At 70.7% G+C, this 23,578-nt stretch carries 22 protein-coding genes and 1 other RNA gene; 7 read left to right on the forward strand and 16 right to left on the reverse strand.

All coding sequences use genetic code 11. The features are described from left to right. Positions 1 to 88: 88 nt before the first annotated feature. On the reverse strand, positions 89 to 2,608 hold the full coding sequence (locus tag GRI72_RS00540; RefSeq protein WP_160732000.1) for an FtsX-like permease family protein: 2,520 nt from the start codon (positions 2,606 to 2,608) through the stop codon (positions 89 to 91). After that, positions 2,601 to 3,290, reverse strand: coding sequence for an ABC transporter ATP-binding protein (locus GRI72_RS00545; protein ID WP_160732001.1), 690 nt, complete (start codon positions 3,288 to 3,290; stop codon positions 2,601 to 2,603). The genes GRI72_RS00540 and GRI72_RS00545 overlap by 8 nt, the downstream gene beginning before the upstream one ends. A 47-nt stretch (positions 3,291 to 3,337) precedes the next feature. On the opposite strand from GRI72_RS00545, the gene GRI72_RS00550 reads away from it, so the two are divergent. Further along, a complete protein-coding gene (locus tag GRI72_RS00550; RefSeq protein ID WP_160732002.1) occupies positions 3,338 to 4,039 on the forward strand; it encodes an arylesterase in 702 nt (233 codons plus the stop codon). 25 nt (positions 4,040 to 4,064) lie between these two features. On the opposite strand, the gene recF is transcribed toward GRI72_RS00550, so the two are convergent. Continuing rightward, entirely contained in the window at positions 4,065 to 5,147 is a 1,083-nt protein-coding gene (gene recF / locus GRI72_RS00555) for a DNA replication/repair protein RecF (protein ID WP_160732003.1), read from the reverse strand. Between the two features lie 228 nt (positions 5,148 to 5,375). Here recF and GRI72_RS14515 point away from each other — a divergent pair, with 228 nt between their 5' ends. Both GRI72_RS14515 and GRI72_RS00560 read left to right on the forward strand, forming a co-directional pair. Continuing rightward, positions 5,376 to 5,495, forward strand: coding sequence for a recombination protein F (locus GRI72_RS14515; protein ID WP_202388870.1), 120 nt, complete (start codon positions 5,376 to 5,378; stop codon positions 5,493 to 5,495). Next, a complete protein-coding gene (locus GRI72_RS00560; protein WP_251104211.1) occupies positions 5,492 to 5,713 on the forward strand; it encodes a PspC domain-containing protein in 222 nt (73 codons plus the stop codon). Before GRI72_RS14515 ends, GRI72_RS00560 begins: the two co-directional genes overlap by 4 nt. Positions 5,714 to 5,734: 21 nt before the next feature. On the opposite strand, the gene GRI72_RS00565 is transcribed toward GRI72_RS00560, so the two are convergent. The 5 genes from GRI72_RS00565 to GRI72_RS00585 are packed head-to-tail and all read right to left on the reverse strand — an operon-like array spanning position 5,735 to position 9,294. Further along, positions 5,735 to 6,517, reverse strand: coding sequence for an SDR family oxidoreductase (locus GRI72_RS00565; protein WP_160732004.1), 783 nt, complete (start codon positions 6,515 to 6,517; stop codon positions 5,735 to 5,737). A 1-nt stretch (position 6,518) separates the two neighbouring features. Then, positions 6,519 to 7,058: an NUDIX hydrolase gene (locus GRI72_RS00570; protein ID WP_160732005.1), complete on the reverse strand. Its 540-nt coding sequence runs from the start codon at positions 7,056 to 7,058 to the stop codon at positions 6,519 to 6,521. Continuing rightward, on the reverse strand, positions 7,058 to 7,732 hold the full coding sequence (locus tag GRI72_RS00575) for a TPM domain-containing protein (RefSeq protein ID WP_160732006.1): 675 nt from the start codon (positions 7,730 to 7,732) through the stop codon (positions 7,058 to 7,060). Before GRI72_RS00575 ends, GRI72_RS00570 begins: the two co-directional genes overlap by 1 nt. A gap of 3 nt (positions 7,733 to 7,735) precedes the next feature. Beyond that, entirely contained in the window at positions 7,736 to 8,602 is an 867-nt protein-coding gene (locus GRI72_RS00580; RefSeq protein ID WP_337191100.1) for a TPM domain-containing protein, read from the reverse strand. A gap of 11 nt (positions 8,603 to 8,613) precedes the next feature. Beyond that, positions 8,614 to 9,294 (reverse strand): LemA family protein, encoded by a 681-nt coding sequence (locus GRI72_RS00585; protein ID WP_160732007.1) that lies wholly within the window; start codon positions 9,292 to 9,294, stop codon positions 8,614 to 8,616. Positions 9,295 to 9,460: 166 nt separating this feature from the next. Between GRI72_RS00585 and mscL the strand changes: the two genes are divergently transcribed. Next, entirely contained in the window at positions 9,461 to 9,898 is a 438-nt protein-coding gene (mscL, locus tag GRI72_RS00590; protein WP_160732580.1) for a large conductance mechanosensitive channel protein MscL, read from the forward strand. 75 nt (positions 9,899 to 9,973) lie between these two features. Then, positions 9,974 to 10,320: a transfer-messenger RNA gene (gene ssrA / locus GRI72_RS00595) on the forward strand. A 146-nt stretch (positions 10,321 to 10,466) separates the two neighbouring features. Here the strand turns inward: ssrA and GRI72_RS00600 are convergent. From GRI72_RS00600 to GRI72_RS00615, 4 genes are all read right to left on the reverse strand, one after another. Then, positions 10,467 to 10,709, reverse strand: coding sequence for a hypothetical protein (locus GRI72_RS00600; RefSeq protein ID WP_160732008.1), 243 nt, complete (start codon positions 10,707 to 10,709; stop codon positions 10,467 to 10,469). Between the two features lie 152 nt (positions 10,710 to 10,861). After that, the gene (locus GRI72_RS00605; protein ID WP_160732009.1) at positions 10,862 to 12,112 is read right to left on the reverse strand and encodes an N-succinylarginine dihydrolase; all 1,251 of its coding nucleotides are present in this window, start codon (positions 12,110 to 12,112) and stop codon (positions 10,862 to 10,864) included. 22 nt (positions 12,113 to 12,134) lie between these two features. After that, on the reverse strand, positions 12,135 to 13,151 hold the full coding sequence (locus tag GRI72_RS00610; protein WP_160732010.1) for an arginine N-succinyltransferase: 1,017 nt from the start codon (positions 13,149 to 13,151) through the stop codon (positions 12,135 to 12,137). Next, positions 13,148 to 14,356, reverse strand: a complete 1,209-nt coding sequence (locus GRI72_RS00615; protein WP_160732011.1) for a hydrolase — start codon at positions 14,354 to 14,356, stop codon at positions 13,148 to 13,150. The genes GRI72_RS00610 and GRI72_RS00615 overlap by 4 nt, the downstream gene beginning before the upstream one ends. Before the next feature lie 226 nt (positions 14,357 to 14,582). Here GRI72_RS00615 and GRI72_RS00620 point away from each other — a divergent pair, with 226 nt between their 5' ends. Both GRI72_RS00620 and GRI72_RS00625 read left to right on the forward strand, forming a co-directional pair. Then, a complete protein-coding gene (locus GRI72_RS00620; protein WP_160732012.1) occupies positions 14,583 to 16,682 on the forward strand; it encodes a malate synthase G in 2,100 nt (699 codons plus the stop codon). A gap of 246 nt (positions 16,683 to 16,928) precedes the next feature. Then, the gene (locus tag GRI72_RS00625) at positions 16,929 to 17,810 is read left to right on the forward strand and encodes an OmpA family protein (protein ID WP_160732013.1); all 882 of its coding nucleotides are present in this window, start codon (positions 16,929 to 16,931) and stop codon (positions 17,808 to 17,810) included. Positions 17,811 to 17,858: 48 nt separating this feature from the next. On the opposite strand, the gene rsmA is transcribed toward GRI72_RS00625, so the two are convergent. The 4 genes from rsmA to GRI72_RS00645 form a co-directional block, all read right to left on the reverse strand. Continuing rightward, complete coding sequence (rsmA, locus tag GRI72_RS00630) at positions 17,859 to 18,707, reverse strand: 16S rRNA (adenine(1518)-N(6)/adenine(1519)-N(6))-dimethyltransferase RsmA (protein ID WP_160732014.1); 849 nt, start codon at positions 18,705 to 18,707, stop codon at positions 17,859 to 17,861. Then, the gene (gene pdxA, locus GRI72_RS00635; RefSeq protein WP_160732015.1) at positions 18,704 to 19,729 is read right to left on the reverse strand and encodes a 4-hydroxythreonine-4-phosphate dehydrogenase PdxA; all 1,026 of its coding nucleotides are present in this window, start codon (positions 19,727 to 19,729) and stop codon (positions 18,704 to 18,706) included. Before pdxA ends, rsmA begins: the two co-directional genes overlap by 4 nt. After that, the gene (locus GRI72_RS00640) at positions 19,726 to 21,054 is read right to left on the reverse strand and encodes a peptidylprolyl isomerase (protein ID WP_160732016.1); all 1,329 of its coding nucleotides are present in this window, start codon (positions 21,052 to 21,054) and stop codon (positions 19,726 to 19,728) included. The genes pdxA and GRI72_RS00640 overlap by 4 nt, the downstream gene beginning before the upstream one ends. 130 nt (positions 21,055 to 21,184) lie before the next feature. Beyond that, positions 21,185 to 23,575 (reverse strand): LPS-assembly protein LptD, encoded by a 2,391-nt coding sequence (locus GRI72_RS00645; RefSeq protein ID WP_237486647.1) that lies wholly within the window; start codon positions 23,573 to 23,575, stop codon positions 21,185 to 21,187. Between the last annotated feature and the right edge of the window lie 3 nt (positions 23,576 to 23,578).

Genomic DNA, 23,578 nt, shown 5'->3' on the forward strand with positions numbered 1-23,578 from the left:
GGGGCCGGACGAAGATAGACGAAGGGGCCGCCTGTGCCGGGCGGCCCCTTTCCTGTGTGCAGGTTCCGTCTGCCGGGGCGGGGAAGCGCTAGAGCGCGCGCAGGGCCCGCGCCGGCTTCGCCCGCAGCAGCGGTAGCGAACCGGCCAGGGCGAAGGCGATCACGACCACGACGCCGGCCCCGAGAACGGCGAGCATGGCCCCCCAGTCGGGGAGCCAGTCGAATTCGAACAGGCGGGTCACGACCAGCCAGGCCAGCGCCGAGCCGAGCGCGAAGGCGACGATGGCCAATGCCAGCGCCAGCAGCCCGTATTCGACCAGCTGCATGGCCAGGACCTGCCGCCGGCTGGCGCCCAGAACGCGCAGGATCACGGTGTCGTATGTCCGCGCCGCGCGCGCCGCGGCAATCGCGCCGATCAGCACGGCCAGCCCCGCGAGCACCGCGACCGAGGCGGCGGCGAAGGTGGCGATGCCGACCTGGCCCAGGATCGTGCGCGCCTGCGACAGCACCTGCCCGACCTCGATCACCGAGCTGGAGGGGAATGCGCGCACCAGCCGTTGCAGCAGGGCGGCAGCAGGCGCGCCGGGCGGCAGCTCTATCGTCGCGGCGAGATTGTGCGGCGCGTCCTGCAGCACGTTAGGGCTGAACACGAAGACATAGTTGAAGCCCATGCTTTCCCAGTCGATCCGGCGCAGGTTGGCCACGCGCGCGGTGCGCTCCACCCCCAGCACGCCGACGGTGATATAGTCGCCCACGGCGATCCCGGCGGCCTCGGCCAGTTCCTCGTCCACCGAAACCAGCGGTTCGCCGGCCCACATCGGCCCCCACCATTCGCCTTCGACCAGCGTGTTGCCCGGCGGCACCCGGTCGGCATATGTCAGCCCGCGCTCGCCCCGAAGGCCCCACGCCCCGTCGGGGATTTCCTCCAGGTCCGCCACGCGGATCATCGAATCGCGCGGACCATAGGCGAGGACGGAGCCGCGCAGCGCCGGGACCATGCGGATCGCCGCGCCCGGATGCTCGCTTTCGACCAGCGTTTCGAACTGCGCCGCGCGGTCGCGCGGAATGTCGAGCACGAAGTAGTCGGGCGCCTGCTGCGGCACGCGCCGATCGATATTGCCGCCGATCGCGGTCTGTATCCCGGCGAGCAGGACGAAAGCCGAGAGGCCGAAGCCGAGCGCGGTGACGAGCGCGCCGGTGGACGAACCGGGCCGGTGCAGGTTGGCAATGGCGTTGCGCAGCAGCGGGCTGGCGGGGCGCGGCAGGCGCGCGGCGAGCCGCGCTATCGCTCGCCCGAGCAGGGCCAGGGCGCCCAGCGTGGCGGCCGCGCCGGCGAGGAACATCGCCGCGAGCAGCGGATCGCGCGAGGTCAGGAGGACGAGCGCGACGATCCCCGCGAGGCCGGCCGCGACCCAGCGCAGGGCGGCGGTGTCGTGGGCCAGGGGCGCCACGCGCGCGCGCATCAGCGCCATCGCGGGGAACCGCCGGGCGCGCAGCAGCGGCGGGGCCGCGAATACCAGCGCCACCAGCAGCCCGTACCCGGCGGCGAGCAGGAGCGCGCCCGGTGCGAGGACGAAGCCGCCGCGCACCGGCAGGAGATCCTGCAAGGCGGCCGAGAGGAGCGGCGTGACCAGCAGGCCGGCGAGAAGGCCCAGCCCGCTGCCGACCACGGCCGCCGCGCCTACCTGGAGCGCGTAGATGCGGGCGATGTCACGGCTGGTCGCGCCGAGCACCTTCAGCGTCGCGATGCTCGCGCGGCGCGCGTCGAGGTACGATGTGACCCCGCCGCCGATGCCGATCCCGGCGATCACCAGCGCGGCGAGGCCGACGAGGGTGAGAAATTCGCCCATCCGCCCGACGAAGCGGTCGGCCCCGGGCGAGGCGCGATCGCGGGTGCGGAAATCGAAGCCGGCCTCGGGGAAGCGCGCCTCCAGCGCCTCCTCCACCGCTTCCGGATCGCGGTCGGGCGAAAAGGCGACCCGATACTTCGACTGGTACATGGCCCCCGGGGCCAGCAGGCCGGCGGCGCGCGGCAGGTCCTCGGCCACGATGACCGTCGGGCCCAGCTGGAACCCTTCGGACAGGCGATCGGGCTCATCCGCGATCACCCCGGCGGCGACCAGTTCCACGGTGCCGACGCGAAACCTGTCGCCCACCGCGATGCCCAGGCGGTCGAGCGCGCCCTGCGCCAGCCAGGCCTCGCCCGGTGCCGGGGCCCCGGCCGTGCGCCCGCCCTCCAGGGTCAGGCGGCCGTAGAGCGGCCAGGCCTCGTCCACCGCCTTCAGTTCCACCGGCGCGGCGTTCCCACCCGCGCTGGCCATTGCCTGGAGCCGCGTCCCGCCCGAGATCCGGCCATATTCGGCGAGCGCGGTCTTCTCTTCGGGGAGGAGGTCGCGCTGCCAGACCTCGACCTCCAGGTCGCCCCCGAGCAGGACCTGCCCGCGATCGGCCAGCTCGCGCTCGATCGCGCCGGTCAGCGTGCCGATCGCGGCCAGCGCGCCGGTGCCCAGGAACAGGCAGACCAGCAGCAGGCGCAGGCCCCTGAACCGCGCGTTGAGATCGCGCCGGGCAATCCGCCAGGCCGCGGAGAGGGGTAGCGAGTCAGCCACCGGTGTCGCTCGCGATCCGGCCGTCCTCGATCGTGACGACGCGCTCGCACCGCTCGGCCAGTTCCGGGTCGTGGGTGATCACCAGCAGGGTCGCCCCGGTATCGGCGCGACGGGCGAAAAGCAGGTCGATGATGCCGTGTCCGGTCGCGAGGTCGAGGTTGCCGGTCGGCTCGTCGGCGAAGATCAGCCGCGGGCGCGGCGCGGTGGCGCGCGCGATCGCCACGCGTTGCTGTTCCCCGCCCGAAAGCTGCTGCGGATAGTGGTCGAGCCGGTGGCCGAGGCCGACCGCCTCCAGCTCGGCTCGGGCGCGGGCCCTGACGTCGCTTTCGCCGGCCAGTTCCATCGGGGTGGCGACGTTCTCGAGCGCGGTCATCGTCGGCAGGAGATGGAAGGCCTGGAGCACGATCCCGATGTGGCCGCGCCGCGCGAGCGCGAGCGAATCCTCGTCCATCGTGGCGAAATCCTGCCCGGCGACCTGCAACGTGCCGCCGCTCGCGCGTTCGAGGCCCGAGAGGACGGCCATCAGCGAGCTTTTGCCCGAGCCCGACGGGCCGAGCAGCGCGACGACTTCGCCGCCCCGGATATCTAGGTCGATCCCGCGCAGGATCTCGACCGGGGCGCCGGACTGGCCGAGGGTGAGGGTGAGGTTGCGTGCCGAAATGGCGAGAGGAGGGCTTGTCACGCCGTGGCGATGGCATAGGCAGGGGCGAGGAACAAGGAGCCTTGCCGATGCGTCTCGCCCTTTCGTCGATCCTTCTCGCCGCCCTGCTGGCCGGTTGCGGCAGCGGCGAGCCGCCGCGGCGCGACGGTGCGCCGCGGGAAGAAGCCGCGCAGGAAGCCGCCCCGGTGACCGGGCCGGAACGGCGCATTCTGGCGTTCGGGAACAGCCTGTTCGCCGGCTACAACCTCGACGCGGACGAAAGCTATCCCGCGCGGCTGGAGAACGCCTTGCGCGCCCGGGGGATCGATGCCCGCGTCGCCAATGCTGGGGTCTCGGGCGACACGACCGCGGCGGGTCTGCAGCGGCTCGCCTTCACGCTCGACGCGCAGGAACGCGCGCCCGACCTGGTGATCCTGGAACTGGGCGGCAACGACCTGCTGCGCCAGTTGCAGCCGCAGGAAACCCGGGCGAACCTCGCCCGGATGCTGGAGATCCTGCGCGATCGGGACATCCCCGTCCTGCTGATGGGCATGCGCGCGCCGCCGAACTACGGGCCGGAGTACCAGGCCGCGTTCGACGCGCTCTATCCCGCGCTGGCGGAGGAATACGGGGCCGAGCTGGTGCCGTTCTTCCTCGAGCCGGTCTACGACCGGCCGGAGTTGATCCAGGACGACCGCATCCATCCCACGGCCGAGGGGATCGAGGCGCTGGTGGCGGCGACCGCCGACCAGGTTGTCGCGGCCCTGCCAGAGCCAGAGCCGGAACTGTAGCCGGCCCGGTAGCCGTGCGGCCGTCCTAGCGGCGGGTCACCGTGCCGCCCTCGACCGTCCACATGGCGGCTTCGCCGGCGATCGCGGCGAACGGGGCCGGCTCCGTCCCGGTCAGCCAGACTTGCGCTCCGCCCGCGCGCAGCCGCTCGAACAGCGCCTCGCGCCGCAAGGGGTCGAGGTGCGCGGCGACTTCGTCGAGCAGGAGCAGGCCCGGTCGTCCGCGCGCCGCCAGCTCGGCATGGGCCAGCGTGATCGCGATCAGCATCGCCTTCTGTTCGCCGGTCGAACAGATCGTGGCCGGGGCACCCTTGCCCGCCATGACCACGTCCAGGTCGTCGCGATGCGGGCCGACGAGGGTCCGCCCGGCCTGGCGGTCGCGGCGGCGGCTATCGCGCAGCGCGGCGGCGAGATCGCTTTCGCCGGTCGGGCCGCCGGCCGCATGGGCGAGGGCGGGGCGGGCGAAAGGTTCGTCGGGGAATCCGGCCAGGGCCCGCGCGATCGCCGCGATCGTGCGCCCGCGCGCCTGGGCGAGGGCGCTGCCGTGCTCGGCCAGTTGCCGCTCGACCCCGTCCAGCCAGACCGGATCGGGCGGCGCATCGTCCGCCAGCAGGCGGTTGCGTTCGCGCAGCGCGGCCTCGTAGCGCGCGGCGTGGCGGGCATGGGCGGGTTCCAGCGCGAGCGCCAGGCGATCGACGAAACGCCGCCGCCCGCCGGCGCTGTCGGTGAAGAGACGATCCATCGCCGGCGTGAGCCAGCCGATCGCCAGCCACTCGGCCAGGCTCGCCGCGCTCGCTTCCGCACCGTTGACCTGGACCAGCCGGCGGTTCGGCCGATCGGCGCGCACGAAAGTGCCCAGCCGCACCGGCTCGCCCGATCCGTCGCGGAGCGAGGCCCCGATCGCGAAGCCGCCGCTCCCCTCGCCCCGCGCCAGTTCCGCCAGCGGGGCGCGGCGCAGGCCGCGGCCGGGGGCCAGCAGCGAAAGCGCTTCGAGAACATTGGTCTTGCCCGCCCCGTTCTCTCCGGTGAGCAGGTTGAAATGCGCGGTTCCCGACAGCTCGCTGTGCGCGTGATTGCGGAAGTCGGAAAGGGAGATGAGATCGAGCGCCATCGAGATCGCGGCGATAGCGAGACGGTGTTTGCAAGACCACCGGATTCAGGCGATGCCGAAAGTTGGCGTCATTTCCCAAATAGCGGGAATGAATATCGCGTGAACCTGGCGAGCCGACGAAGAAATGGCGGATTTCCGCCGTTTTTCGAAACTGGCACGCCCCGTGCAAAGCAGGCAGCGTTCGCGGGATTGGCTCACGGACACAGATCAAGGAAGGGAAATATCACCATGCAAACGTTCAACGACATGAGCAACCGCGTCTTCGCCGCCGTTTCGGCCCTCGCCGTGTCGGCCGTCTTCTTCGCCGCCGCGATCGTTCCGGCCAGCCCCGCGGGTATCCTGGTGTGAGCCGGCTCGACCGCCAGCAGGAAAAGCCCGCCGTGACGCCCGACAGCAGCTTCCGCCTCGACAAGGCCAATGCCAAGCTGTTCGGGGTCTGCGGCGGGATCGCCAACCACTTCGGGATCGACGCCAACCTGGTCCGCATCGGCTTCGCCGTCGGCACGCTGGTCGGGTTCGGATCGCTGATCCTGGTCTACCTCGCGATCGCGCTGATCGCCGATTGACGGGCCTCCCGGCGGGGCCCGTCACATCGCCGAGATACCGCCGTCCAGCTTGATCTCGGCCCCCGTCATGAACCGGCTTTCCTCGCTCGCCAGGTAAACCACGGCATTGGCGATATCGCCCGGCTCGCCGACGAACCTGAGCGGGATCTGCCGCGCCAGCTTCTCCAGCAGGACATCCTTGTCCAGATCGTGCTGGCGCGCCGTTCCATCGAGGATCGGCGTGTCGACGAAGGTCGGGTGGATCGAATTGCAGCGAATGCCCATGCTGCTCTTCGCGCAGTGCAACGCGATCGACTTGGTCAGCATCCACACCGCCGCCTTGCTGGCGTTGTAGGCCGGTATCGTGTCGCTCGCGATCAGGCCGGCGATGCTGGAAATGTTCACGATCGAACCCGGCGCATGGTCGCGCATCAGCGGCAGGGCCTTCTGGCAACCGTGGAAGATCGAATCGACGTTCACCGCGAAGCAGCGCCGCCAGTCCTCGAAATCGCAGCTCTCGATATTGCCGCCGACGCCGATCCCGGCGTTGTTGACCAGGACGTTGAGGCCCCCCAGCTCGCTGCGCGCGGTGGCGAGGGCGCGGTCCCACTGGTCGGGATCGGTCACGTCGTGGGCGCAGGAAAACGCGGCCCCCGCGCCCATCTCGCGCACGATCGCCTCCGCCGTGGCCGCGGCGCCTTCGCCGTTGATATCGGTGCACAGCACCCGCGCGCCTTCTTCCGCCAGCCGCCGGGCATGGGCTGCGCCCAGCCCCTGCGCCGCGCCCGTGACCAGCGCCAGCTTGCCCGCACATCTTCCCGCCATGTCAGCTCTCCCCCAGGATTGCGCCCGTCAGCAAGAGGGCGATACGAACGTCCACCGCGTGGCCCAGCGCGCGGCGCGCGGCGACGAACGCGGCCACTTCGGCCAGCGGCACCCGGTGGACGGTGATATCCTCGCCATCGGTGCCGCCGCCCGGGCCGGTGCGGCGCAGGCCGTGCGCGCGCAGGAGCGTGAAGCTCTCGCTGACCATCCCGGGCGAGGAGTGGAATTCGCCCAGTTCCTCCACCCGCGCGGCGCGGTAGCCGGTTTCCTCTTCCAGCTCGCGGATCGCGGCCGTCTCGACCGCCTCGTCCTCGCACCCGGCGTCGTCGCCGACCAGCCCGGCCGGCAGTTCGAGGCACACCCGGCCGAGGGGGACGCGATACTGCTCGACCAGCAGGACGTGCCCGTCCTCGATCGCGAGGATCACCGCCGCGCGGATCCCCCGCGCGCGCGAGACGTATTCCCACCGGCCGCGCTTGCGCGCGACGATGTACTTGCCCTGCCAGACGATCTCTTCAGTCGCGTCCCGGTCGGCGGTCATCAGACCTCGATCAGCCGGTCGGGCAGTTCGTTCCGGTCGTCTTCGGCGCGGGGGAAGTGGCCCGACAGGACCCTGCCGACGTCGCGCACCCCGGCGGCCATGCCTTCGGCGACGCAGCCCTTGCGGATTTCGGCCAGCATGTCGGCCATCGCCTCGCCCCAGACATCGGCCGGGACCTTTTCCGCGATCGGCTGGTCGGCGACGATTTCCGCGCGGTGTTCGCGCATCGAGAGGTAGATCAGCACCCCGGTCCGCCCGTGGGTGCGCCGTTCGGCGCCGACCTTGAACAGCTTGACCGCCTTGGCGTGGACCCGCGCGCTCTTCACCGGGCCGGGGACGAGCGCGAACTTGAGCGGCTGCCACAGCTGGATCGCCCAGACCGCGGCGAATTTCGCCAGGCCGACTGCGGTCGCGATGCCGAACAGCTCGCCCGGGGTCCACTCGTGCGTCCACCCGCCCATCAGCGCGTCGATCAGGCCGAGGAAGACCTCGGGAAACAGGGCCAGCACGCTCATCGCGGTAAAGGCGGCGGCGATGGCCCAGAGCAGGGCAATGTCGTTGTAATCGTCCGACCGGTCGCCGATCACGGTCACGATCTCGCCGGAGGTTTCCAGCTCGGCCGCCGCGACCGCGTCGGTGACGGTGCGATGTCCATCGGCGTCAAGATATCCCATCGCCTACCATCCCCCCGAGGCGCCGCCGCCCCCGAAACTGCCGCCGCCGCCGGAAAAACCGCCGAAGCCGCCGCCCCCGCCGCCGAAACCGCCGCCGCCCCAGCCGTCGTCGGACAGGCCGCGCGCGATCGCCTTGCCCGCTTCCCACAGCACGATGTCCCCCACGACACCGCCCATGCCGCGGCGATAGCGCCGGCGCCGGCCGCCGCCCAGCATCGGCAGGACGAAGAACATGAACACGAAGGCGAGCCAGATCAGTGCGCCGAAGGGAAAGCCGCCCTCGCTCTCGCGCGACTGCTCCGCCTCGGCGGCGACCCGCGCGGCCTCTTCCGGGGGCAGTTCCAGCTGGTCCATGATCCGCTGCGCGCCGAGCGCGATGCCGGCCGAGTAGTCGCCGTCGCGGAAGAACGGCTTCATTTCCTCGATGTACTCGAACGCCAGGCCATCGGGGATCACCCCTTCGAGGCCATAGCCGATCTCGATCCGCATCCGCCGTTCGTTGGGGGCCACGATCAGGATGATGCCGTCGTTGTTCTCCGCGTCGCCCAGGCCCCATTCGCGCCCGAGGCGATAGCCGTAGTCGGCGATGTCGTATCCCTGCAGATCGGGGATCGTGGCGATGGCAAACTGGCGCTGGGTGCGCTGTTCGAAGGCGTCGAGCGCCTCGGTCAGCTCCGCCTCGGTCGCGGGGTCGATGATATTGGCCGCATCGACGACCGGCGCGGTCCCGCGCTCGGGGAAATCCTGCGCGCCGGCGGGCAGCGCGAGCGCGAGCGCACCGGCCAGGGTCAGCAGCAGGCACAGCGCCCCGCGCAGCGCGGGCGAGGCCCCACCGCGCGCGGGCAGGGCGTTCGGTTGCGGGCCGGTCACTTGGCCGGTGTTCAGTTGGCGGCCGCGGCGGCGGGCTGGTCGGCGGCGTTGTCGTTCGCCCCGGCACCCGCGGCGGCACCGTTGCCGCCGGCGCGCATGTTCAGCGTCGGCGCGACTTCGGCGCCTTCGCTCACCGCCTCGTACGGAACCATCGGTTCCGCCCCGTGGATCAGGTTGGCGCCGATCGTGTCGGGGAACGTGCGGATCGTGGTGTTATACTGGCGCACCGCCTCGTTGTAATCGCGGATGGCCACGCGGATGCGGTTTTCCTGCCCTTCGATCTGGGTCATGAAACGGCCGAAGTTTTCCTGGCTGCGCAGTTCGGGATAGCGTTCGACCGATACGAGCAAGCGGCTGAGCGCGCTGCCGAGCTGGCTCTGCGCCTGCTGGTACTGGGCCATGGCTTCCGGGTTGCTCAGGTCGGCACCGTCCACCTGAATCTCGGGCCGGGTGGCCGAGGCGCGCGCCTCGATCACCTGGTTGAACGTCTCGCGTTCCTGCTCGGCGGAAGACAGGACGATCTGTTCCAGGTTGGGGATCAGGTTCGCGCGTTCCTGGAACGCGGCCTGGACGTCGGCCCACTTGGCCTTGGCGTTTTCTTCGGCCGCGGGGACCGAGTTGATCCCGCAGGCCGCCAGGCCGAGCGAGGCGAGGGCAACGAGTGAAAAACGCCGGACGGATTTCCAGTTCATCGAGTAAAGCTCCCCTTGCGCGGGCGCACCGTGCGCCGCGGCAATCTGTATTGCGCAGATAGCACACCGCCGGGGCTTTTCAAGCGGGGCCGGCGGGCTTGGCAGGACCGCGCCAAGCTGGCACAGACCGCGGACGGGACCAATCGTTCGAGGAGGCAGCTTGTCCATGCTCACGGAATTCAAGGCTTTCATTGCAAAGGGCAACGTGATCGACCTTGCCGTGGCCGTGATCATTGCCGGTGCCTTCGGCACGATCGTGACCTCGCTGACCGAAGACGTGATCATGCCGCTGGTCGGCTGGATCTTCGGCGGCGTGGACTTCTCCAGCTATTTCATCCTCCTGTCCACGCCCGAGGGGTACGAAGGATCGACCAGCGACTACGCCGCGCTGAAAGAGGCGGGCGCGGCGATGATCGGCTATGGCGCGCTGGTGACGGCGGCGATCAATTTCGTGATCCTGGCTTTCATCATCTTCCTGCTGGTCCGCTACGCCAACCGCGTGATGGCCGAGTTCGAGAAGAAGCCGCCCGAGGAAAAGCCCACCGGGCCGACCGAGCTGGACCTGCTCAAGGAAATCCGCGACGAGTTGAAGAAACGCGGCTGACCGCCCTCCCGCGCCCGGCACGAGGCCGGGTGGTCCGGGCGGTGTGCAGTGGCCCGGCGCGGGGGAGCGATACGCTCACTTCACATTCACGTCGGCCTGCCTATATAGGGACGTGCCGGCTTCGGTCGGCTATGGCGATAAAGTGCGGTGTGCAATAGGCACAACGGACCCGGGGGCAGTACCCGGCGGCTCCACCAGGAAACGCCTGCCAGCAGGCGCTTGCTGACGGGGCCGAACCAGGATCGACGTGTGTTGAAAGACACTGTTTTCGCCCGGGCTGAGTAACCCGTTAAAGGCTCAAAACTCATAAGTGCCAACGACAACGAAGCACTTGCTCTCGCTGCGTAATGTGACGGCCTAGCGGCCTGAATTTACAAAGCTAAGAGCGCGGTTGGACCGACCGGTCAACAGAACGGATACCGGGGGCCCGGGGGAGCCTAGCAACAGAATCCCCCATCCTTTCCCCTTTCCTGCCATCTCTTTTGCCGGTTCCGGCATGTCGCTTTCGCGGCTGCCCGAGTGGTGCGCCGCGGTGCGTAGACGGCTGCGCGCTGTCAGGGGCTGCCCGTCAGCGGGTCCGCTGCGCCGCCTCGCGCCGCTCGCGCTCGTACCGCAGGGCGTCGAGGATCTTGGCCCCGGCCAGGAAGACCGCGCCGGTGCAGGCGAGGAACAGGGCCTTGCCCCCCCAGCCCGGATATTGCGCGAGATAGGCCGAGCCGCGCGCCGTCGCGCCGAGCGCGAGGGCATAGATGATCACGTAGGCCTCGAACCGGGTCTTGATCACGAACAGCCGGGCCAACTTGCGAAGCATCGAATTCCTCTGGACTTGTCACGACCGTTAACGCCGGCCGCGCCGATCGCGTTCCCGGCCCCCGGTTGCCGCGCGGGCCAAGGGTTAACCGGCCTGCCAGTTTCTATCGCACGCGCCCGGGCCGTCCAGTCCGCCTTGCCAGGCTGTGCCGTTCAGGGAAGCTCCGCAAGATCGAGCGCGTCGAGCAGGGCCGCGCGCGCCGCGCGAACCTGCTGGGCGAGGGTGGCGGAGCCGATGTCCGCCGGGTCGATCTGTTCGGGCCAGGCGGCGGCGATCGTGCGCTCGATCAGGTCGGCGCGCGCTTCGTCGAGCAGGAAACGCGGGTCGATCGTCGCCGGGTCGGCCACCACGCGCAGGCGCAGGCAGGCAGGGCCGCCGCCATTGGCCATCGACTGGCGCACGTCCACCGGGATCACCTGGCGGATCGGCCCGTTGCCGGCCAGCATCCGTTCGCACCAGCCCCAGACGGCGGCGCTTTCGCGGCATTCCTCGGGCACGACGAGCGCCATTTCGCCTTCGGGCAGGGTCACGAGCTGGGCGTTGAACAGGTATGTCCGGATCGCCTCGGCCAGCGAGACTTCGGCCGCGGGCACCTCGACCACTTCCAGAGCCGGGAAGCGGCGGCGGATCGCGTCGCAGGCGCCGGCCTGGTCGGCGAAGGCTTTCTCGTGGCAGAACAGGACCCGCTCGTTGGCGACGGCGACCACGTCGTTGTGGAAAGCCCCGGCCTCGATCGCCTCGGGATTCTGCTCGATGAAGACGGTCCGCTGCGGGTCGAGCCGGTGGAGGCGCGCGACCGCCAGGCTCGCCTGTTCGTGCTGGCGCGCGGGGAAGCGGCCGCCCGGGCGGCCATAGACGAACACCTCGACCCCGGGGGCGCCATGGCCTTCGCAAAAGCGCATGTGGTTGGCCGCGCCCTCGTCGCCGAAGCTGGCCGGCACCGCGTCGTGGACCGCGAAATGCGCGCGGTCGGCGAAGGCGATTTCCAGCTGGCGGCGCGTGTCGCGCCACTCCTGCGCGCGGTGGAGCATCGTCGCGAGGTTGGCCGGGGTCAGGTGGCAGCGCCCGTCCGCCGTGTCGGGCGCGGGGCTGACGGTGGCCGCGTTGGCGGTCCACATCGAACTGGCCGACCAGGCCGCCGCCAGGAGCGCGCGATCGGCCGTCTCGTCCACCGCCAGCCGCTCCAGCAGCGCGCCGTTCGGGCGGGGGAGGGGAAGGAGGAAGCCCTGGGCCAGCCCGCGCGCGAGATTGCCGCGCATCTTGGCCAGCCCCTGCAGCGCCGCGGCGCGCGGATAGGACGGATCGCCCTTGTGGCTCGCGCTGGCGATATTGCCCAGGCTCAGCCCGGCGTAGTTGTGGCTGGGCCCGACGATGCCGTCGAAGTTGATCTCGGTCAGTGCCATGCGGGGCGCCCCTGCGTTCGGCTCATCGCGGAACGCTCCAGACCTCGTCGCCCGGCGATACCTGCAGCGCCGCGGCGGCGGCCTCGTCGATCGCCAGCGTGCCTTCGGGCGTGATCTCGCGCATTCCGTAGGCGGCGCGGAAGCCCTCCAGTTCCCCGGTCGCCAGGATCGCGCGTTCGCCGTAGTCGAGATCGCACCGTTCGACCGCGTGCGGATGCGCGGCGGCGACGCTTTTCACCTGGTCGGTGCGCGCCGTCATCGTCGGCCCGCCGTCGAAGATGTCGACGTAGCCTTCGTAGGCGAAGCCTTCCTTCTCCAGCATCTTCATCGCCGCCCGCCCCGACGGATGCGGCAGGCCGATCACGCTGCGCGCATCGTCGTCGAGCATGGCGACATAGACCGGGTGCTTGGGCATCAGGTCGGCGATGAACTGGTTGCCGTTGATCGCGTTGAAATAGTCCGCTTCCTGGAAGCTCATGCCGAAGAACCGCCCGGCGACCCCGTTCCAGAACGGCGACCCGCCGCGATCGTCGATGATCCCGCGCAGCTCGGCCAGGACCCGGTCGGCGAAGCGCCGCCGGTGCATGGCGATGAACAGGTAACGGCTGCGCGCGAGCAGCAGGCCGAGCCCGCCGGCCCGCTCCCCCGGGTGGAGGAACAGCCCGCCGACTTCGCTGCATCCCTCCAGGTCGGTGACGAGGCTCAGCAGTTCGGCCCGCACGGTCCGGTTCAGTTCCTGCGAATGCTGGGTCAGCGTGGTCAGGCGATAGGAATAGAACGGCCATTGCTGGCCGACCTGGCTGAACAGCTGGCAGGTGCCGCGCACCGCGCCGCCGGCGGTGTCTTCCAGCACCAGCACGAACTGGTCGTCGCCCAGCTCGTCGTCCTTGCGGGCGAAGGCGGCCTCGGCCCGGGCGAGCTTGGCCGAGAGGGCGTCGCGGTCGGGAGGCAGGTTGGTGAAGCCGCCGCCGGTCAGCTTGGCCATTTCGTAGATCGGCTCAAGGTCGTCGGCGCGCGCGGCGCGCAGGGCGAAAGTCAAACGTGATCTCCAGTGGCAAGCCTGTGCAGGACGAGCGCGCTCAGCGCGGCCCGTTCCGCCAGTGAGGGTACGATCAGGAACTCGTCGGGCGAATGGATGGCGCCCCCGCGCACGCCCATCGTGTCCACCACCGGCACCCCGGTGGCGGCGATATTGTTGCCGTCGCACACGCCGCCGGTCGATTGCCAGGCGATGTCCTGGCCCAGCGCGGCGCCGCAATCGCGCACGAGGTCGAACAGCTTCTGCGCCCGCCGGTCCACCGGCTTGGGCGGGCGGGTGATGCCGCCATGGCGGCTGACGGCCACTTCGTGGGCCTGCTGCACCTCGCCGACGAGGGCGGCCAGCCCGCTTTCAAACCGCTCGGCGGCGTCGGGGCTGCGCGGGCGGATGTTGAAGCGCACGATCGCGTGGTCGGGCACGACGTTGTTCGCCGATCCGCCGTCGATCCGCGCGGGGTTGACCGGGCAATCCTCGGCCTGGAGCCGCTTCAGCCCCAGGACCAGCGCCGCCGCGGCGACGATCGCGTTGCGCCCGTCCTGCGGGTTGCGGCCGGCGTGGGCCGAGCGGCCGCCGACGGTCAGCGAATAGTTGCCGCTGCCGCCGCGCGCATGGGCCAGCGTGCCGTCGGGCAGGGCCGAGGGTTCGTAGGTCAGCGCGGCATATTTGCCCCGCGCCAGTTCCTCGATCAGCGGCGCGGAGGCGAGCGAGCCGGTTTCCTCGTCCGAGTTGATCAGCACGTCGTAGCCGACCTGCTCCGCCGCGGCCGTGCGTTCGAAGGCGGTCAGCGCGTGGAGGATGACGGCAATGCCGCCCTTCATGTCGGCAAGGCCGGGGCCGTTCAGCGTTTCCTCGTCCAGCCAGCGCTGGTCCTGGAACGGGTGGTCGGCCGGGAAGACCGTGTCCATGTGCCCGGTCAGGAGCAGCCGGCGCGGCGCCTGCGGCCGTACGCGCAGGACGAGGTGCCGCCCGAAGGCCCGTTCCACTTCCGCGCCCGCGGCGTCGATCGCGGTCACCGGCGCGGGATCGACCAGTTCGATCTCTCCCGGAAGCTCGGCGAAAGCCTCCGCCAGGGCGTCGGCCTGGCGTGCCAGCCCGTCGAGGTTGGCGGTGCCGGTGTTGATCGCGCTCCATGCCTGCACCTGGGCAAGCATGGCGTCGGCATCGATCGCCTCGCGCGCGGCATTGCTGTCGAAATCCGGTTTCATTCGCAACCTGGCCTAGCGTGATTCTCCGCCCGGCAGAACCCGTAGCGGCCGGCGCGGTCTGGATAAGTGCGATTCTAGCCGCGCGCGGCCGCCCGTCCACCCCAGCGCCACCGCGGCGTTGCAATCCGCCCCCGGCTTGGCCATAGCGCCTCCTGTCCTCCTCCCCGGGATACTGCCATGATCGCGCACGTAGTGTTTTCGTGCGGCCAGTAACGAGTGAGGACGAATGAGCGACAAGATCGAACGTGCCGGATTGCAGGTCCACCCTGCGCTTGCGACATTGCTGGAAGACGATGTCCTGCCCGTGCTGGGGCGGGATGCCGGGGCCTTCTGGCGCGGCTTCGCCGCGATTGCCGAACGCTTCGCGCCGCGCAACCGCGCGCTCCTGCAACGACGCGAGGAACTGCAGGCGCAGATCGACGCCTGGCACCGCGAACGCCGGGGCCGGCCGCACGACGCGGCGGCCTATCGCGCGTTCCTGCACGACATTGGCTACCTGGTGGAAGAGCCCGGGGCGTTCACCATCGGCACGCGCGACGTCGATGCGGAGATCGCGACGATGGCCGGCCCGCAGCTGGTCGTGCCGGTGCTCAACGCCCGTTTCCTGCTCAACGCGGCCAATGCGCGCTGGGGCAGCCTCTACGATGCCTTCTACGGCACCGACGCGCTCGACGCGCCGCCGCCGCGGCCCGGCGGCTACGACGCGGAACGCGGTGCGGCGGTGATCGCCCGCGTGCGGCAGTTCCTCGACCAGGCGGTGCCGCTCGCCGCCGGCAGCTGGAGCGAGGTGACCGACCTTTCGGACGAGATCGCGCTGGCGGACCCCGCGCAATACGCGGGGCGCACGGGGCGCGGGCCGCTGTTCGTCAACAACGGCCTGCATATCGAGGTCGTGATCGACCGCGACCACCCGGTCGGGCGCGACGACCGCGCCGGGATAGCCGACGTGATGCTCGAATCGGCGCTGACGACGATCTGCGACTGCGAGGATTCGGTCGCGGCGGTCGATGGCGAAGACAAGGCGCTGGCCTATCGCAACTGGCTGGGCGTGATCCGCGGCGACCTGAGCGAATCGTTCGAGAAGGGCGGGCGGCGCGTCACCCGGGCTCTCGCCGGCGACGTCGCCTTCACCGCGCCCGACGGCAACGAGCGGAGCCTGCCGGGGCGCAGCCTGCTGTTCGTGCGCAACGTGGGCCACCTGATGACCAGCCCGGCCATTGCCCTGCCGGGCGGGGAGGAGATGCCCGAAGGGATCATGGACGCGGTCTTCACCGCGGCGATCGGCGCGCTCGACGTCGGCGGGCACACGCGCTTCGGCAACAGCCGCACCGGCAGCATCTATATCGTCAAGCCCAAGATGCACGGGCCGGAGGAGTGCACGTTCACCAACGACCTGTTCGACGCGGTCGAGGATCTCCTGGGCCTCGGGCGGCACACGATCAAGGTCGGCGTGATGGACGAGGAACGGCGCACCAGCGCCAACCTGGCGGCCTGCATCCACGCGGTGAAGGACCGGATCGTGTTCATCAACACCGGCTTCCTCGACCGCACGGGGGACGAGATTCACACCTCGATGCAGGCCGGGCCGATGATCCGCAAGGGCGCGATGAAGGCCAGCGCCTGGCTCGATGCCTATGAAAGGCGCAATGTCGCGATCGGGCTGGCCTGCGGGCTTTCGGGCAAGGCGCAGATCGGCAAGGGCATGTGGGCCGCGCCCGACATGATGGCCGACATGATGGAGCAGAAGATCGGCCACCTGGAAGCCGGGGCCAACACCGCCTGGGTGCCCAGCCCGACCGCGGCCACGCTCCACGCGCTGCACTATCACCGCAAGGATGTCTTCGCGGTCCAGCGCGAACTGGGCGGGGCGCCGGGCCTCGACGCCCTGCTGACGATCCCGCTCGCCGACGGCGCGAACTGGTCGGACGAGGAAGTGCGCGAGGAACTGGACAACAACGCGCAGGGGCTGCTCGGCTATGTCGTGCGCTGGATCGACCAGGGGGTCGGCTGTTCGAAAGTGCCCGACATCCACGATGTCGGCCTGATGGAAGACCGCGCGACCCTGCGCATTTCCAGCCAGCACATGGCCAACTGGTTGCTCCACGGCGTCTGCACGCGCGAACAGGTGATGGACAGCCTGCGCCGCATGGCGGCCAAGGTCGATGCCCAGAACGCCGGCGACCCCGCCTATGTCCCGCTGACGGGGAACGAGGACGGCCCCGCCTTCCGCGCGGCCTGCGACCTCGTGTTCAAGGGCGTCGAGCAGCCGAGCGGCTATACCGAGCCGCTGCTGCACCACTGGCGCGCGGTGGCCAAGCGCGGCTGACCCTTCGCGCGCCTTCGTGCCCGGGGGGCAGGGCAACGGTTCATCGCACCTCGCGCCCGGGCCGCCCGTGCCGGGCGCCGCGGATGCGCGGCGTTCATCGGCCGGCAAGGCCGGGCTGAACAGCCCTGTCCCCGGCACCGGCGGGGGCGGACCATGCGCTGCCCGCTGCCGGCGCCCGAAGAACAAGGGGGGTCTCGACGGCCGGGCTCGCGCAGGCCGGCCGGTGCAGATCAAGGAGTAGCGTACATGAATCCGAATTCCAGAAGGCCCAGGGGCCGCTTCCTGCTGGCGATGCTTGCGGTATCGGCGTCGGGCGCCGTCCACGCGCAGCCGCAGGACGCGCCGGAGGGCGAATACGTCACGACCGTCTACGGCTCGCTTCCGGCCGATCTCGCCGGCCTTCCCGAAGGGCCCGAGATCGAGGGCGTCATTTCCGCGCGCGACGGCGACCGGGTGCAGGTCACCGCCGGAGACGGGACGCGCACGGTGGTGGCGGTCGGCCAGGCGACCGAGATCCGCGCCCGCGGCGGCTTCCTCGGCCTCGACCGCGACAGTCTCGGCCCCGATGCCCTGCTCAACGGACTGCCCGTTTCGGTCGAGACGGTCGAATGGGGCGAGGGGCTGATCGCCAGCAAGGTTGCGCTGAAGCAGAAGGACCTGCGCATCGCCTCGATGATCCGCAGCGGCACGGCCCAGGGCTTCGCCGAGCAGGCCGCCGCGACCGAGGCCCTGCGCGGCCGCATGGGCGATATCGACAAGTACAACATCAAGGGCACGACCAACGTTCATTTCGACGTGGGCAAGGCCCGCCTGTCGGAACGGGCCAAGGCGGACCTGTGCGCCACCGCCGCCCAGGCGGAAGCGACCGACAACGCGCTGATGCTGGTGGTCGGCTATACCGATTCGACCGGCAGCCAGGAATTCAACCAGCAGCTCAGCGAACGGCGGGCCAGCCGGGTGGTCAACCACCTGCAGCAGGCCTGCGGCTGGGCGCCTTACCGGATGCTGACCCCGACCGGCATGGCGGAGGCCGATCCCCTGGCCGACAATTCGACGCCGGAAGGCAAGGCGCAGAACCGCCGCGTGGCGGTGAACATCCTCGTCAGCAAGAGCGTGGACGGCCTGTGACCGGGCGCGCGGGGCGGGCGCAGGCCTGCCCCGCGCGGCTGCCGCGCGTCACGAAAGAACGCGCGCGAGCGCGACGAATTCCTCCACCGCCAGGGTCTCGGCCCGGCGCCGGGGATCGATCCCGATCGCGTCCAGCGCCTCGATCGCGCCGGGCAGGCCCTTCAGGCTCTGGCGCAGCATCTTGCGCCGCTGGCCGAAGGCGGCCTCGGTGACCCGTTCCAGGACGCGCGGCGATACCCCTTCCGGCATGGCTGCGGGCTCGAGGTGGACGATCGCGCTCATGACCTTGGGCGGCGGGGTGAACGCGCTGCGGTGGACCTTCATCGCCAGTCGCGCCGTGCTGCGCCACTGCGCCAGCACCGCCAGCCGCCCGTAGGCCGCGTTGTCCGGCCGGGCGACGATCCGCTGGGCGACTTCCTGCTGGAACATCAGCGTCAGGCTGCGCCAGCGCGGGGGCCAGGCCGCCGCGCCCAGCCAGCGCACCAGCAGCGCGGTGCCGACGTTGTAGGGCAGGTTGGCGACGACCGCGTAGGGCTCGCCCATTTGCGCGTCGTGATCGATCCGCATCGCGTCGCCTTCGACCACGCGAAGGCGGCCGGGGTGGGCCTGCGCCAGCTCGTCCAGCGCGGGCAGGCAGCGGCGATCCATCTCGATCGCGGTGACGCGTGCCCCGGCCGCCAGCAGCGCGCGGGTCAGCCCGCCGGGGCCAGGGCCGATCTCCAGCACGGCCTTGCCGTCCAGCGGCCCCGGGATCGCCGCGATCCGGCCCAGCAGCTGCGCGTCGAAAAGGAAATTCTGCCCCAGCGCCTTCGACGCGCTGAGCCCGTGGCGCGCGATCACCTCGCGCAGCGGGGGCAGGGGCGGCGGGGGCGGCGGCGGGGCTGGCGGGACGCTCATGGCCGGGCCCGGGCCTCCGCGCGCCGGGCGGCGCAGGCGCCGGCCATGGCGATCGCGGCGATCATCGCGCCGGGATCGGCCAGCCCCTTGCCCGCGATGTCGAACGCGGTCCCGTGGTCGGGGCTCGTGCGTACCAGCGGCAGGCCCAGCGTGACGTTGACTCCTTCGTCGAAATCGAGCGCCTTGAGCGGGATCAGCGCCTGGTCGTGGTACATGCACAGCGCCGCGTCGTAGCGGGCGCGGGCGCGCGGGGTGAACAGGGCATCGGCCGGGTGCGGCCCGGTGACCTCGATCCCCTCGTCGCGCAGCTGCGCCACCGCGGGGGCGATGATCGTCGTTTCCTCGTCGCCGAAGCGCCCCTCTTCCCCGGCGTGGGGGTTGAGGCCCGCCACGGCCAGCCGCGGCTGCGTGAGGCCGAAATCGCGCGCCAGCGCCGCGACCACGATCCGCGCGCGGCGCACGATCAGGTCCTGCGAGAGGCTGGGGGGCACTTCGGACAGCGGGACATGCACGGTGAGCGGCACCGCGCGCAGGTTCGGCCCGGCAAGCATCATCACGGCGTCGGCCGGGGCCAAGCCGCAGGCGGCGGCAACATATTCGGTCTGCCCCGGATGGTCGAAGCCGACCCGTGCCAGCCAGCCTTTCGCGACCGGGGCGGTCACAACCGCCGCGGCCTGTCCCTCGGCCGCGAGCCGGGTCGCCGCGGCCAGCGAATCGAACGCCAGCCGCGCCCCTTCGGCAGAGGGCGAGCCGGGCGCCCAGTCCCCGTCCGCCGCGCCCAGCACGGGCAGCGCGCGGGCAAAGACGCCGGGCGCTTCGGCCAGGTCGGCGATCGGCTGGACGGGCAGGGCGATCCCGCGCGAGGCTGCGGCCGCGCGCAGGGTCTCGGCCCCGCCGGTCACGGCGAACGGCGGCAGGTCCGCCCCGGCGCGCCGGCGCCAGGCTTCGGCGATCAGTTCGGGCCCGATACCCGCCGGGTCGCCCAGCGAGATTGCCAGCGGGCCGGGACGCGGACCGGTCAATTGTACTCGATGTAGGCGTCGTTGCGCAGGTCGCGGAGATAGCTCTGCGCGCGCTTGGCGATGCGGTCGTCCTCGATCTGCGCCATGATCCGGTCGAACGTCGGGCCGCCGTCGGCCTGGGGGTCCTGGCGGCCGCACAGCATCAGCACGCGCACGCCTTCCTCGATCGAGCCGAACGGCGGCGTCGTCTGCCCCACCTGGAGTTCGAGCAGGGCGGGCTGGAGCGGTTCGGGCAGCTGGCCCAGCCGCATCCCGTTGTTGGTCACGACTTCGGCGTCGATCTCTGCCGCGACGCGCTCCGCATCGTCGCACCGGCTCAAGTTGCGCACGGCGGTGGTGAACTGTTCGACCCGCGCGCCGGCCTGGGCCTCGCTCACCCCCGGGGGGAACGTGATCGAGATCTGCTTCAGGCTGAGGATCGCGTTGCGCGGATCGGGCATGCCGATCGTGCGCTTGTCGATCAGGTAGAGGATTTCGAACCCGCCGGGGATCTCGAACGGGCCGACCAGCTGGCCCGGCTGCATCTCGCGCGCGACGGTGGCCATTTCGGCGGGCAGGGTTTCCAGCCGCACGAAGCCGAGGTCGCCCCCGTTGGCGGCGGTCGTCGCCTCGGAAAACTGGCGCGCATAGACCGAGAAATCGGCGCCGCGGCGCAGCTGTTCGACGATCCGCAGCGCGTTCTGGCGCACCGCCTCGCGGTTGGCGGGCGTGGCGGCGAGGTAGATTTCGCCCAGCCTGTATTCTTCCTTGCCCCGATCGGCCTCCAGCCGGGCGAGCACTTCCTTCACTTCCTCGGCCGAGACGTTGACGAAGGGCGCGACGTTCCGGCTCAGCAGCCGCTGCCAGGCCAGCTCGGCCCGGATCTGCCGCTTGAGCGAGGCGGGGGAGGAGCCCATGGCGCGCAGCGCCTCGTCCATCCCGGCCGCTTCCTGCCCGTTGCGCCGGGCGATATCGACGTAGCGGGCCTCCACCTCCTGGTCGGTGACGGGCATTTCCTGCGCCTCGGCCGCCTGGATCTGCAGCGTCTCGTCGATCAGGTTGCGGAAGATCCGCATCCGCGCCGCCTGCATCTGTTCGGGCGGCAGGTTGGCGGAGGCGAGCAGCAGGGCCAGCCGCTGTTCGATGTCGGTCCGGGTGATGACCGTGCCGTTCACCACGGCAGTGGCCGTGCGGACGTTGGGATCGCTTTCCTGCAGCAGCGATGCGTCTTCGGGAATGTCGAGCGCGCTCGACGCCGCGGTCTGCGCGTGGAGCGCGAGCGGCGTGCCGGAAAGGGTCAGCGCGGCAAGCCCGGCAAGCAACCTGGAAAACCTGAATTCGATCACGTGTACATCCCGTTACGGCGCGCTGCGGCGCCTGCATTGGCCCCGGCCTGTCGCAACGGGCGACTTAACCGAAGCTGAGTGACCGGCCGGATAGCGCACTTGCGCCGCAGTGCCAATCGCGATGGTCGGCCTAGCGGAAGCCGAGGTTGCGTAGCGCGAAATAGAACTGGAACGTGTCGCCGCGCCGGGCATCGCCGGCGTCGGTATAGTCGCGCCGCCAGGTCACGCCGAGTTCGAGGCAGTCGTCCTCGTAGGCGATGCCCAGCCGGGTCCGCACCGGGTCGAAGCCGTCCGAGGTCAGCGTCGGGTCTTCCTGCCGGTCGGTCAGGTTGAACACGCCCGCGCCGAAGATCGACCAGTAGCGCGCGAAGGCGATCCGGGTCGCGAGGCGCAGTTCCTCGCGGTCCTGGAGATCCTCGATCTCCTCGGCAATGTCGCGGTCGAGCCGCAGGTACCCGATCTCGGCATATGTCCGCTTGCTGCCGATGCTGGCGTCCAGTTCGTTCCGGCGCACGGCGAAGTTGTCCTTGTCGAGCCGGAAGCGGTGCGTGAAGCTGAGGAAATCGCGAAAGCGCACTTCGGTCCGGCCGACGAAGTCCGACACCCGTTCGCTGAGGCCGGTGCCGTCGATGAAGACGCCCGGATCCTTGTCGAACCGGTAGGTCTGGCCCACGGTCGTGCGTACGCGCCAGTCGGGGACCTGCAGTTCCCAGTCGAACCCGTAGGTGACCCGCGCCCCGTCCTCGACCCGGTCGTACCCGGGAAAGCGGTTGAGCGCGAAGAGGTTGGAATCCTCGAGGTCGATCGCGCGCGAATCCTCGTTCGGGACGTCGAGGTTGCGGATCGGCGGGCTGGCGGCGAACTGCACCCGCGGGGTGAAGACCTGCGTGCCGTCCAGAAGCTCGCCGACGAAAGGCCATTCGACGTCGATCGCGGCGACCGCGATGCCGCGCGTTTCCCAGCCCGGGTTGCCGCGATAGACGGCGGTTTCGGTCAGCGCGTTCTCGTCGCTGTGATAGACGTCGCCGCGCACCATCCCGGTCAGGGTCACGACCTGGCCCAGCCCGGTGATCCGTTTCAGGTCCCACCGCGCGCCGGCGAAGGCGCGCCGGGTATCCTGGCCCTCGTCGCGCATGATCGCTAGCGAGTTGAGCTGAAACTCCAGCGTGCCGCCCAGCCCCGCCGGATCGGCCAGGCGGCGGCGATAGTCGATCACCGGCAGGGCCACCGGCACTTCGCCCTGCGGCACGCCGATGCGCAGGGTCTGCGTCGCCCAGCCGGCGATCGAGAGGTAGGAATCGTCGTCGATCCGCTCCACGTCGAAAGTCGAGCGCAAGCGGTCGTCGCGGCTGATGTCGTACCGGCGCAGGAATGTGCGGTCGCTGGCGAGGCGCAGCGAGCCGGTCAGGCTCCAGTGCGGGTCGAACTGGAACCGGCCGTTGGCGAACAGGTATCCGCGCGGGTCGCTTTCCGAAATGGCGGCGCCGGTGAAATCGGATATGCGGCTGCTGTGGGTGGCGTAGCCGGTGATCTGGTAGGCGCCGCTGCCGGTCAGGTGCCGCCACTGCGCCGATGCCATCGGCGGGGCCTCGGTAAAGACATGCGCGCCCAGCGTCAGGTCCTTGTTGTCCGCGACCCGCCAGTAATAGCTGCCGCTGACTTCGACGCCGTTCGATTCGGAAACCCGCAGGTCGGGCACGAGGAAGCCGGACACCGCGCGCCCGTCGGTGCGGATCGCGAGCCCCGGCAGGGGAAGCAGGCGCGCGCCGAAGATTTCCAGGTATGCGCCGGTAAAGCGCACGCGGTTGTCGGCCGGGTCGTAGACCACCCGGTCGGCGGTGACGCGCCAGCTCGGGTCCTTCGGGCATCCGGCGGCATCCTCGACCGCACAGGCGGTATAGGCGGCGCGCGACAGGATCACGGTGCCGTCGTCGCCGCGCGCGCCGGCTTCCGCCGCCAGCCGCCCGCCTTCGCGCAGGGCCAGCAGCAGGTCTTCCATCGCGCCAGCCTCGAACTCGTCGGTCAGCTCGATGCGCGAGGTGTAGAGCTGATTGCCCTCCTCGTCGACGAAGCGCACGTTGCCGCGGCCGACGATCTGCCCGGTCGCGCGGTTCCACGTGACCTCGTCCGCGCGCACCGACCGGTCGGCGCTGCGCAGCACGACATTGCCGCTGGCGGTCACGACGTCGCCGGTGGAATCGTAGGACAGGGTATCGGTCTCGAACGCGATCTCGTTCGGCCCGGTCGGCGCGTCGGGTCCAGGGCCGTCCTGCCCGGCCGGGGGCGATGCAGGGGCCGGCGGCGCGGGGGTGCGGAGCAGGTCGTCTGCGGCCGCATCGGGGCCTGCCCCCGGGGTCCCATCCTGCGCTTCCCCGCCCGCGGGCGGGGCAGGGGGCGGCCCGTCCTGCGCCCGGGCGGCGGGCATCGCGGCGAGCCCGGCCAGCGCCGCGCCCGCCAGCCACGCAGCCCGCGGCAAGCGGCGTTTCTCGGCTTGCGGGGCGGTCGGCACGGCGGGGAGCATGGC

Origin of the sequence: Pelagerythrobacter marinus (assembly GCF_009827515.1) — a bacterium.
Classification (GTDB): domain Bacteria; phylum Pseudomonadota; class Alphaproteobacteria; order Sphingomonadales; family Sphingomonadaceae; genus Pelagerythrobacter; species Pelagerythrobacter marinus.